The organism is Paenibacillus sp. NPDC055715, assembly GCF_053617595.1.
The window spans coordinates 105,437-117,117 of sequence record NZ_JBSHGA010000009.1; the positions used below are offsets into that span (position 1 = coordinate 105,437).

Consider the following 11,681-nt stretch of genomic DNA (forward strand, 5'->3'; position numbering starts at 1 on the left):
TATAACCGGAGGCATTGACCGTTCATAGCCGCTCCCCAAGGCCCCCATAGGAGCATGGGTCACATGCAATGATTACTGGTGTTTGGTAAGCATGCTTTTCAGCGCTTCTTTGGAGTTCAGACCCACCACTTTATCAACGGGCTGTCCGTCTTTGAAGACGATCAGGGTAGGAATACTCATAACGCCGAAACGGGAAGCAGACTCTGGATTTTCATCCACGTTCACTTTCGCGATTTTGACGCTATCGCCAACTTCTGTGGACAGATCCTCCAGAATAGGAGCGATCATTTTGCAAGGACCGCACCATGGCGCCCAAAAATCAACCAAAACGGTTCCTGTACCTTCGACTTCTGCGTTGAAGGATTGGTCGGACACGTTAACAATTGCCATTGTATGTTCCTCCTTTATAGAAAAGTCAAGATTATTATAACCTGTAATTTCTTTTTTGACACCTTTTAATTATATCACAATAGTTTTTTAATTGTAAGATATCAAAATGGCAAGTTAATTTACAATGATCCTCGCTGATTTTTCCCTTTGACAGTAATGACGTCTACAAAAGGGCGAATCCGATCCATCAAACGCTGCCCCTTGTACAATTCCTCACCGTCCTTGCTCGTAAAGCTCAGATGCTTCTCCAGCCCCTGCAATGAGTAATTCGAAGTATAAAAGGTAGGTTTGCGGTTCATTCGGTAATTTAAAATCGAACCCATCACATGATCCCGTACCCATGGACTCAAATTTTCGGCTCCAATGTCGTCAAATACAAGCAGGTCACAATTTTTAAGCATTTCAGTCGTTTCCTTCAGCTTCTGCCCTTCCTGAATCATGGACTTTAAGTCCTCCACAAAATCAGGCATATACACGATCACACCGTTCAGCCCGGACAGGGCCAGCTCATGCAGCAGATATCCCATTAAAAAGGTTTTACCCGTACCAAACGTACCTTCCAGGTACAGTCCTTTTTTGGATAGGCCCTGACTTTTCGTTTCTTCGATGTAACGGAATAGCTGTGTGACTGCGGGCATACGTTGTGCGTCCTTACGTGCAATTTCAAGGGCATTATAGCCTTCCAACAGTGCACGTTCATCCACATAAAAGCTTTTGATCCGCTGACGCACCCGCTGTTCGTGCTGTGAAGCTACCAGCTTGGCGCAAGGGGTACGGATGTCTACCATTTCGGCTGTACCATTCGGGTATTCTACGCCCAGTTTGCAAAAATGTCCTTGAAAATCGTTAGGACACTGTTCGAGCCCCGGACAATTGTCGCAATTTCGACGATCCCGGGCATACTGAAAAAGCATGCTCATGTTTAATCGCAGTTGTGTTTCGTCAATACCGGGATACGCTGCGCAAAACTCCTGTACCAGCGGATCATTGAGAACCTGATCGGCCACATTGCGCGTGCGCTGGCGAAACGAAGGGTTCTGCATCTGCTGTAGCAAATCGCCCAGTGATTCCAAGAACGCTCCTCCTTTCTAAAATGTGCAGATTTATGGGGGGGAGACGCTTCGCGTGCAGATTGTTCCTCCGATTGCTGTTATCCCTGGATTTTTCCTATTGAAATAAGGATTTAAAGGTTAAAATCCGGGGATAAAGGCAAACGCTTCGCTTCTTCAGAACAATTCTGCCCGCTCCGCTGCCGACCACCATAAGGTCGACACATATTTGAATTGGCTTCGCTGAACATTTTAAACCTTAAAAGCTTAACACCTTAAAATCTATCTATACCTTTTTCTGTTTACCCGATTGCATTCGTTCGGCCAGGCGCAGTAGTTCATCCAGTTCTTTCTCGCTTACCGGCTCCTCGGCAGGGTGATCCTGTACGATGGGAATGGATGGCTTGGATGGGCCGCTGTTTTTGGCATACGAACGCGAACGGCCTCCGGAAGGAGAAGCGGCCGACTGCTTGCCTTTTACCTTGGCTTGATCACGTATATATTGAACGGCCTTTTCATAGGTACTCACTTGCTTTAACAGCATATTAGAAGCGATGGCCTCAACAAAATTGCGGTTGATCCGCTGATCGCTTCCTGATACCAGCATGGACATTAAATAATGGATAAGTACGTTAATGACTTCACCAGGCAGCTTGTAGCTGATATCAATCTTTTCGAATATATCCAGCAGGTTACCAGGAACCGTGCCGGGGAAAAAGGTTTGCAACAAACGACGATAAGGCTCATTGCGCAGCATCATATTATATTGGTGAATGTCACACTTGGCTGTGAACTGTGGTGGAACCTCTACATAGAATTCCATCTCCACGGCCTGCTCCGCAGGCGGCTCTTCTGGAGTGGCAGCTTCTCTCTGGCGCAAGGCAACCACTTTGGCGGCCTGCACCTGCTGATCCTCCTGACGCTTCCGATCCTGTCTGGAATGCTGGCTGGCCCTAAGCTGAAGCTCGTCTAGCAGCAAATCGCCCGCTTCGGTAAAAATACCATCCTCATCCAGTAAGCGGCTGATGTCCTGTACAGATAAGTCAAATTTGCGAACAACGTAATTGACCATGCCTAGCTGCTCGTGCTCAAAACGCAGACGCTCTACATGCTTGCGATTAACAGATTCACGCGGAAAACGGAGAATGATGTCTGCATAATTCAGTCCTTCCTCCGACTCTGCGGCCAAAGCCCCATTGTGACGGCCCGAAGACACTTCGGATAGCGCCTGCTCCAACTCGTAATCAATGACATGGGTGTTCAGCTCAAATAACTCATAAAACGGAATAGATATATTTTCTTTATTATAGGAAGATTGCGACCATTCCGCAGATTCGCTGCTCCACAGCGATTCTCGCAGAGAAAGCACTGCAAACTTGCCGATTTTGTCTCTCAACAAAAGAGTAAGATGCTGTGTCCTGAAAAAATCAGCAGGCGCAAGCGGTGGCTGCATCTCATATTCATACATATAGTCGTCCGTTTCCGGTGCATACAGCCTGGACGTCTGCAACAGACCGACAGCCTCCAGCTTGGAGGTCTGTTCAATTAGATACTTGCGTCCCTTCTCACTCGGCTCCAGCCCCAGTGTCAGAAAAAGACGACGCTGCTGCTCCAGCGGCGAATAACCGATCTGTCCGGCTGGAACATGCTGGAACAATAGCCGATACAGGCTGACCGCAAATGCTCCTACCATCGGCTGATAGACGCTTCCCAGCATCAATTCATCCAGTGCGCTCAAGCCGAATTCCCGATAAACGCAGTAGCGGTGGTTCTCAGTATAGTGCAGCAGGTTTTTCATCCGCATTCCAACATTCTTCCTTTCCTGACATAACGGTCTCCAAGATGTTTTTCTATTCTATCACACTTGCCCCTTGCTGAGACCAACAAAATAAGGGCAAATGTTCTCCTTTTTGGCAGTCGCATTCGTCCGTATTCTTCTTTTTTCGCGAATACTAACTATCTTATGAATTGTGATCTGCGTCATAGAAAAAATATACTTCTTCACATTTCGTTCATTGGAGAAAAACTTCACTTTGAGCTACAATATAGTGGTTAAGCCACACGCACGACCTATTGAATTTCAATTGTAGTACACGTATTCGGTTATACCGATGATTATTGCAGATTGCAAAGGAGTGACAATGGTGAACCAACATCAACCTCAACAACCCCCATCAACGCCAAATGAAGTAGCATCCACGCTGGAAGGCTGGTATGCACTTCACGATTTCCGATCCATCAACTGGACGGCATGGAAAACAGCAGACGATGAAGAACGCGCCGGGGCGCTGGACGAGCTTCAAGAGTTTATGAAGGAATGGAGCGTTACTGAGGAGGCGGGTCTGGGTAGCTCTGCCGTATATACTGTAATCGGGCAAAAGGCTGATTTTGTTATGTTACATCTACGCGAAACGCTGGAAGACCTCAACAAACTTGAAAATGAGTTTAACAAAACAACATTTGCCAAATATACGACTAAAACCTACTCTTACGTGAGTGTGGTGGAACTGAGCAACTATTTGAGCAAGGACGAAGATCCGATGCAAAATCCGCAAATTGTGGCACGTCTGAAGCCTGTTTTGAACAAGGCTCGATATATTTGCTTCTATCCGATGAACAAAAAACGCGATCTGGATGATAACTGGTACATGCTTTCAATGGATGAACGTCGCACTCTGATGCGCAGCCACGGTTTGATCGGACGCAGCTACGCTGGCAAAGTGAAGCAAATCATTTCCGGCTCCGTTGGCTTTGACGATTGGGAATGGGGCGTAACACTGTTCTCCGATGATGCCCTTCAATTCAAGAAGCTCATCTACGAAATGCGTTTTGACGAAGTTAGTGCCCGTTACGGTGAATTCGGCTCCTTCTATGTCGGCAGCGTGTTGAACGAAGAAACATTTGAAGACATGTTAAAGCTGTAAAACGTAAATCACCAGGACCCTTTTAAAATAAAACGACCAGGGATTTCGTGAGCTCCCGCTTTAGGGACTGCGGAATCCTTTTTTAAGTGCTTCAAAGCCACACAAGATGAGAAAAGGCCCCCTCACAGGCGCCTGAAAAAACCATATTCTTGTATATTAGTGTAACACAGGTTCAACGACTACAGCAGCGTCCTCATTTTTGCCAGCTTTCTTTTTTCCAATGTAATCAGAATAAAGATCAGAAGCAACAAAGCACTTAACAGGATCAAAAATCCTCCAAGCTCAGGAATGAAATACTTCAAGCTTCCGCCCTTGAATCCCATCCCTCTCAAAAACTTGAAATGCCAGGTCAATGGAAGAATGTTACTTACATACTGCAACGATGGGGGTAGCATAGCTACCGGCAATTGAGCGCCACTCAGTAAAAACGAAGGCAGTATAATCAGCATGAGACGTGGAGAAGCTTTTCCCGGATTCTCCCCATTCCATCCCAAAGCCATTGCAAGCAAGCTCAACGTAATCGTGTACAGTAGAAACGGAATACTCATCTGCCATACATTTGCTTCAAAACGGAGTCCGCCGATCTGCTTGAGCAAACCAATGGACAGAAAAAAGGATACGCATCCTACTAGCGCATACGGTATCACTCTCAGAATCAGGCCGTACGAATGCTGTAACTCACCTTTTAATCTTCCTTCCTCCCGTAAGCGAGGCACAATCGTCAGCGCAGCACCACCAATCAGCGAAACCATAACTGTATTCATGAACCCGATAACCGAGGTCATCAGGGTAACGTTGGTAGGATTATACAATAGCCGCTGCTGGAGCAGCATATTAGAGGTAAGCCCTGTTACCTGACTATCGCTCATCCCCATAGATTTAAGCCCGCCACCAGCCAGCATCGCATTTTCCGTAGCAATGATTTCAGTCACCGCCGAACGTAGATTCCCTGTAGCTTGCCCGAGCGTGTTATCTACATAAAAGCCAATGTTACTCTGCACTCCCTTGAGTCTGTTCTCCTCCAGCCCCGCTGGAAGATAAATAACTGCAAGAAACTTTTCATTATATAAAAGTAAATTCGGGTCGGTATCATTCTCTTGCACATAGCGTACATCAATATACTGCGAAGCATCCAGCTTATTAATAAGCTGTCGGCTGTAGCTGCTATGGTCTAAATCCACTACAGCTACAGGGGCATCGTTAAGCTGGTTATTTTTAAATACAAATCCGAAGATTACGGCTACTACGATAGGAACGAGCAGCATCATGAAAACCGTTTTGCCACTGATCAATAGCTTCCATTCTTCTATGAACGCCTTCATTTCGTCACAACCTCTACCGTCATTCCAGGAAGCAGTTCAGGTGTTCGCTGAACATCTACACGCACCTGGAAGGAGCTTATATCCGACAGACCTTTATCCCGGCTCATTCTCATGTTGGTATACTGTGGAGCAGAAGTGACGTACCTCACTTTCCCCTGGATATCTTTGTCTACAGCTACAACGTGGGAAGTTACATTACCTCCTGCTTTAAACTGTGACACGGAATCCTCGTCCACATAAATATCATAGTATAGCTGCTTGGTTTCAATAACGACACCCGTTGCACCCGTCGCCACGATTTCTCCCATCTTCGGTATAATACGTGACACCTTGCCGTCTGTAGATGCTTTCAGCACCATACGTCCACGCTGCAATTCCAGAGATTTGAGCTGAACGGTTAATGCCTGCTTTTGTTGAGCCAGAAGATCCACATTGTATTCACTATTTTTAACATCTTTACGTGTTTGAGAGGTCTGGGTTAGTGCTTCCTTGGCCTTTTCTGTTTTGATGCGGGCCTGTTCGCGTTCCTCTGCGGTTGCACCTGCCTCCATTTTTTCCAGAGCGGTTTGCTGCTGAGCGATACTATTTTTAGCAATATCGGATTGCTTGCTGGTCGCAGTAATCTGATTATTGGCAATCTCCACCTGATCCCGGGCTGTATCCAACGCAATTTGGGCTGTATCCAGTTGATTTTTGGTGTTATCCAACTCCGCCTTGGTTCCAGCTCCGGCATCGTACAGAGCTTTGATACGGTTGTAATTGACTTTAGCCAATTCAAGCGCCTGTTGCCTGGAGGTCACTGTTTTTTGTGCGATTTCTGCATTTCTTTTAGCTGTCTCCACTCCTGTCAGAGAAGCGTCCAACGATTGCTTCGCCGCTTCAATAGCCAGCTTTTGCTTTTGGATATCCTCCGCACGTGTGCCTTGGTTCAACAGGGATTCTCCCGCTTGCGCAGCCTGAATATCGAGTTGCCCCTGTATTTCTGAAGTCGAAATTTTTTCCGACTGGTTTTGCAGTCCATCTTTAGCCTGTTTTATTTTCACATCAGCCTGTGCGATATCTGTTTTTAATTTCTCAATTTGCAGATCAAGATCTACAGGATCGAGGGTCATGAGAACATCGCCTTTTTTTACTTCTTGTTCTTCTTTGACCTCAATGGTGTTTACTCTTCCACCTACGCCCTGAAAAGCAGCATTTACGGTATCTGACGTAAGCAGCGTGTTTTTTTGTGTGGCAGCCATACTCACAGCATCCTTGCCGCTCATTGCCATCAGTGTACCTCCAGTACCTAACGCGGCAACAAGTAGTACGTACACGATGATCTTTTTATTCATTGAAACAAACTCTCCTTCATGATGGTTTAGCCAATAATAAGCAGAAAATGATTGTTTAAAAAACAAGTACGGAACCTGATAGTAAGATGTCTAACTATCGGCCTCGGGAAAGGTATTATTCCCGTTTTATCCGCTCAAGACCTGTGGAAAGCTTCTGTAGCAGCCCAGCGAAGTGAACATGATCTTCCTTCGTAAATTCATTCAATAAATCCGAAAACAGCTGAATGAACAGCGGAATTGTTTCCGTCATTAACTGCTTTCCTTTCTCAGTTAAGGAGATCGCAGTCATACGACGGTCCGCAAGCGCACTTCTCCGGATGATGCCGTCACGCTCCAGCTTGTCGATTACGCTGGTTACCGTTGAACGCGTTACTCCTGAATATTCGGCCAGTTCGGATGGAGTCAACGCACGGTCATACAGAAACAGCTGAATTAAAATTTTCAGATTTCCAACAGATAATCCATATTTGGACAATCTGGAGGACGCACCATTGTATACTTCATGAGCTGTCTGCACGAAAAGCACTAACGTACTCAAACATTGGGGGTCCACATTCGGAAATTTTTCTGCCCATAAATTTATCTTCTTGGGATCAGCCTTGATGTTAAAATCAGAATACAACGTAAAGGCCCCCTCTGTAATTAGTATTCATACTATACGTCGTCGTATAGTTATGTGTCAATACCCTTTCTGGGGGTACTTTATTAAAAAGTCGCTCGGCTAACGTAAAAAAATCCTGCGCATCCGTCAAGCCTCCGTAGATCGCACAGGATTTTTTTATGTCATGCTCAAGTTTAGAAAAACCGTCCTTTTTTCAGCACCAGCGGAATCCCGCCAATGATGAACAGATAGCGGATATCTACGATTTTTTTCAACTGTGCTGCAATCCAGCCCTTTATTTTGCGATTGCCCACGACCGCGACAGCCTCGCCTTTTCCAAGAGAAGCAACTGTTCCTTTATTGGAAAATACGAACTTGTGCAGCTCCTTTTTCCGAAGCGTAGCTGCCAAATTCTTCGCACAGAGTACCCCTTGCTGCATCGCAATTTGGGCGGTCGGCGGATACGGGCGTCCTTCGGGATTAAACATTAAAGAACTGTCCCCGATAATGAAAATGTCGTCATGACCCGGTGCACGCAGAAAATCGTCGATCTTCACACGTCCGCGCATCACTTCAAATCCGGCCTTCTCGATCAGACCGTTACCCCGAATACCTCCAGTCCACACGACCGTGCAAGCTTCGATTTTCTCACCCTCACCGACGATGACGCCATCCTCAAGGCATTCCTTAATGGGAACACCGATGCGGAAGGTAACGCCCTTGCGCTTAAGGACATCCATCGCGTATTCTACCAGCTCCGGATCGAAGCCCGGCAATGCCGTAGGAGCCGCCTCGACGTTAATAATTTGAATCCGGTTAAAATCAATATCATAGGCTCTCGCCAAATGTGCCAGACGATCCGCCAGCTCCGCCACGAACTCAATGCCGCTAAAGCCCGCACCTCCGACTACAAAATTCAGCCGTCCGGGGTTCCCGTCATTCTTATACAAAGCAAGCTGGTATTCGATATGCTCACGGATCAAGCGGACCGAGTTAATGCTTCGAATTGTAAGCGCGAACTTATCCATACCCTGAATACCGAAGGTTTCCGGTTCCCCGCCCAATCCGATTACCAGATAATCGTAGGATAGCGATCCATCCTCCAGCACGATTTTTTTCTCCTTCGGTATAATTTCCTTAACCGTCCCTTTGATTAGATCCACCTTGAACTCATCGATCAACTGCGAAATTGGAATCCGTGAATGCTCAATTGTATCCGTACCTGCCGCAGGCATGTGGAGATGCGTTGTTATATAGTGGTAATCATGGCGGTTAACCAGCGTGACATCCGCCTCGTTGTGCTTGAGCTCCTTTTGCAATTGCTGAGCCGTCAAAATACCGCCATACCCGGCTCCCACAATGACAATTTTGGGAATTCTGCTCATGCTTCTACCCCTTCCGGTTTACGTAATCAGTGATTATTCACAGCTTTGCTCTCAACATGACTAATTTATACACGCCCGATAACCTTCATCAAATATTAATCACTTAAACTTTCCAAGCGGAACCCGGCAGTTTATAATGATAAACAGTGAATCATGCGTTCGGCGGCTTTCTTAACCACTATGCGGCTGATTCTACATTCAATATCCATTATCCATACTATCCCTTTCGGAGGTGTTTTTAGAGTGACAGCTCAATCCACAGGTGCGGAACTCCGCGATCTGATGATCATCGGAGGCGGTCCAGCCGGTATTTTCGCTGCTTTCTACGGGGGAATGCGTCAGGCATCCGTCACCTTAATTGAAAGTATGCCCCAACTCGGGGGCCAGCTTGCAGCCCTTTATCCTGAAAAATATATTTATGACGTCGCTGGCTTTCCTAAAGTGACTGCACAGGAACTGGTCAACAATCTGGTTCAGCAGATGAACCACTTTAATCCAGAAGTACAGTTAGAAGAGAAGGTCGTATCATTAGAGAAAAAGGAAGAACGCCACTTCATCGTCAAAACAGATAAAGGCGGCGAGTATCACGGAAAAGCGGTCATCATTACCGCTGGCGTGGGTGCTTTCGAGCCGCGCAGACTGGAACTGCCGGGCGCAGATCGTTTTGAAAAAACGAACCTGCATTACTTTGTCAGCGACCTTAGCAGATTTGCAGGCCGGAAAGTGCTGATCAGCGGCGGCGGCGACTCTGCGGTAGACTGGGCACTCATGCTGGAACCGATTGCAGAACAGGTTACATTGATTCACCGCCGCGACAAGTTCCGTGCGCATGAACACAGTGTAGAAAACCTCCTCGCTTCCAAAGTAAACGTCGTTACACCGACTGAAATTACAGAGCTGCACGGGGAAGACTCGATTACGAAGGTTACCCTTGCTCATGTAAAAACCAAAGAAACTCAGGAAATCGAAGTGGACGATGTCATCGTTAACTTTGGATTTGTATCCACTCTCGGCCCGATTGCCGAATGGGGAATTGAAATCGAAAGTAACTCCATCGTGGTCGATTCCCGTCAGGAAACGAATATTCCCGGCATTTTCGCCGCAGGGGACATTACGACCTATCCGGGCAAGCTCAAGCTGATTGCTGTCGGCTTCGGTGAAGCGCCTACGGCCGTCAACAACGCCAAGGTTTATGTTGATCCGGACGCCAAGCTGTCCCCGGGTCACAGTAGTAACATGAAACTGTAGTCTATTCTAGACTATGACAAAAAAGGGTATTTTACTCCAAATTTGATTATTGGAGTGAGATACCCTCTTCTACGGTGTGCCTTTCCGTTGTAGATTGTCCATAAAGTCAATTCGAATCCTGAATGACTTTACAGTCGCAGTAATGAGAGCTTGTCCGGTCTAATGAAGGACTACGGCTGTATTCAACTCTAAGTTTCTTTTGTGAATCTCAGCCAGCAACAGTGCAATGAAGTCACATTCAAGTTTAAGCTCGATTGCCATCTGATAGGAATCTAAAAGCATTTCATCCGTCAGTATAGCCATCCTCGACACAACCTTTCCTTTTATTTCAAATTCTATTCTATCAAAATACCAAAAACGGAACAAGCGTTCTGTTATCCACAGCATGTTGTGGAAATCCTGTGTATAAATTGTTGGTAAGTGTCGTAAAGCCATATATGTGATAGGGGATAATGTGGACAAAACTTATACACAGGATTTTGAAGCTTGTAAATAAAATAAAAAAAATTTTATAGTATACACATATCTATTATATTTACAATCTACTAAATTGAATTTTTTGGGAGTTAATTTAAGAATATCAAGGATTATTGGGGCCTCGTGTTTACCTCCAAAATCCATATCCGTCCATTCGGATCAAGTCCATAATCAAATCCCAATTGTCCAATCCCCGGAAATCTTTTCTCCAGTACAGGAATACACCGCTGTGTAAGATTAACGATTTCACGTCGCTTTCGGGTAGCCACCCGGCGGGGATAAATCTTACGAAGTGCATCCATTCCCTTCATCAGAGTTCCTCCTCTGCACAGGTTCGTAATGACCAGCCCGGGATGAGCATGACGTGCGACCACCGACCGGAAAGCCCATTTCTGGCCCACCTTCACCACTTTTACCCGATAGTCCACAGGTCTACCCTGAATAGTAGCCAACAAAATACCCTTCTGAATCAAATACGGACGCTGAAGCCGGAGCTTTCCGATTCCGACAGCAAGCGCTCGAAAGCTGCTGAACCGGTATGTGCGTTTCATGAGTGTGCAGGTGTATTCCCTGCGCCCCCTAGCCACACGCATGACTCCGATTCCACCGCCGCCCTTTACGGGCTTTATGAATACAAAAGCATATCGTCTTAGCATCATATGCAACTGTTCCTCATGATATAGACTGGTTTCCGGTATATAAACGGCGATATGTGGATGGTGGAGCAGCGCCTTCGTCTTTAACCATTTGCTTGCAAGTTGTCTCATCATACTCTTTCTCCTTTCGCCGTCAGGTATACTTATACATACTCAACAGCAATCGGCTATTCTTGGATAATAGTCCAAGGCCCAAGTCCATTTCGACAAGATCCCTGTCAGCGGTAGCGTGCACCTGATATCACTGGTACAATGACAATAATCTGACTACCATTTGCACGTAGCAGCGAAATTT

At 46.2% G+C, this 11,681-nt stretch carries 11 protein-coding genes; 2 read left to right on the top strand and 9 right to left on the bottom strand.

The window, feature by feature from the left end:
* Positions 1-72 precede the first annotated feature (72 nt).
* The 3 genes from trxA to ACWGOO_RS16350 all read right to left on the bottom strand — a co-directional run bounded on the left by trxA (position 73) and on the right by ACWGOO_RS16350 (position 3,243).
* Entirely contained in the window at positions 73-390 is a 318-nt protein-coding gene (trxA, locus tag ACWGOO_RS16340) for a thioredoxin (RefSeq protein ID WP_010347861.1), read from the bottom strand.
* A 119-nt stretch (positions 391-509) separates the two neighbouring features.
* Entirely contained in the window at positions 510-1,463 is a 954-nt protein-coding gene (gene dnaI / locus ACWGOO_RS16345; protein ID WP_452485112.1) for a primosomal protein DnaI, read from the bottom strand.
* Positions 1,464-1,725: 262 nt separating this feature from the next.
* Complete coding sequence (locus tag ACWGOO_RS16350) at positions 1,726-3,243, bottom strand: DnaD domain protein (protein WP_452485114.1); 1,518 nt, start codon at positions 3,241-3,243, stop codon at positions 1,726-1,728.
* Between the two features lie 340 nt (positions 3,244-3,583).
* Between ACWGOO_RS16350 and hemQ the strand changes: the two genes are divergently transcribed.
* The gene (gene hemQ / locus ACWGOO_RS16355; RefSeq protein ID WP_452485116.1) at positions 3,584-4,363 is read left to right on the top strand and encodes a hydrogen peroxide-dependent heme synthase; all 780 of its coding nucleotides are present in this window, start codon (positions 3,584-3,586) and stop codon (positions 4,361-4,363) included.
* A gap of 179 nt (positions 4,364-4,542) precedes the next feature.
* Here the strand turns inward: hemQ and ACWGOO_RS16360 are convergent, their stop codons facing one another.
* The 4 genes from ACWGOO_RS16360 to ACWGOO_RS16375 form a co-directional block, all read right to left on the bottom strand.
* On the bottom strand, positions 4,543-5,685 hold the full coding sequence (locus ACWGOO_RS16360; RefSeq protein ID WP_452485117.1) for an ABC transporter permease: 1,143 nt from the start codon (positions 5,683-5,685) through the stop codon (positions 4,543-4,545).
* Positions 5,682-7,019, bottom strand: a complete 1,338-nt coding sequence (locus tag ACWGOO_RS16365) for an HlyD family secretion protein (protein WP_452485119.1) — start codon at positions 7,017-7,019, stop codon at positions 5,682-5,684. Before ACWGOO_RS16365 ends, ACWGOO_RS16360 begins: the two co-directional genes overlap by 4 nt.
* Before the next feature lie 115 nt (positions 7,020-7,134).
* Positions 7,135-7,641 (bottom strand): MarR family winged helix-turn-helix transcriptional regulator, encoded by a 507-nt coding sequence (locus ACWGOO_RS16370; protein WP_452485121.1) that lies wholly within the window; start codon positions 7,639-7,641, stop codon positions 7,135-7,137.
* A gap of 173 nt (positions 7,642-7,814) precedes the next feature.
* On the bottom strand, positions 7,815-9,005 hold the full coding sequence (locus ACWGOO_RS16375; protein WP_452485123.1) for an NAD(P)/FAD-dependent oxidoreductase: 1,191 nt from the start codon (positions 9,003-9,005) through the stop codon (positions 7,815-7,817).
* Positions 9,006-9,248: 243 nt separating this feature from the next.
* Here ACWGOO_RS16375 and ACWGOO_RS16380 point away from each other — a divergent pair, with 243 nt between their 5' ends.
* Positions 9,249-10,253: an NAD(P)/FAD-dependent oxidoreductase gene (locus ACWGOO_RS16380; RefSeq protein WP_452485124.1), complete on the top strand. Its 1,005-nt coding sequence runs from the start codon at positions 9,249-9,251 to the stop codon at positions 10,251-10,253.
* A 159-nt stretch (positions 10,254-10,412) separates the two neighbouring features.
* On the opposite strand, the gene sda is transcribed toward ACWGOO_RS16380, so the two are convergent.
* Together sda and ACWGOO_RS16390 are read right to left on the bottom strand one after the other, a co-directional pair.
* On the bottom strand, positions 10,413-10,556 hold the full coding sequence (sda, locus tag ACWGOO_RS16385; protein WP_452485278.1) for a sporulation histidine kinase inhibitor Sda: 144 nt from the start codon (positions 10,554-10,556) through the stop codon (positions 10,413-10,415).
* Between the two features lie 284 nt (positions 10,557-10,840).
* Positions 10,841-11,497 carry a YheC/YheD family protein gene (locus ACWGOO_RS16390; protein WP_452485280.1) on the bottom strand — a complete coding sequence of 219 codons (657 nt, stop codon included), beginning with the start codon at positions 11,495-11,497 and terminating at the stop codon, positions 10,841-10,843.
* Positions 11,498-11,681 lie beyond the last annotated feature (184 nt).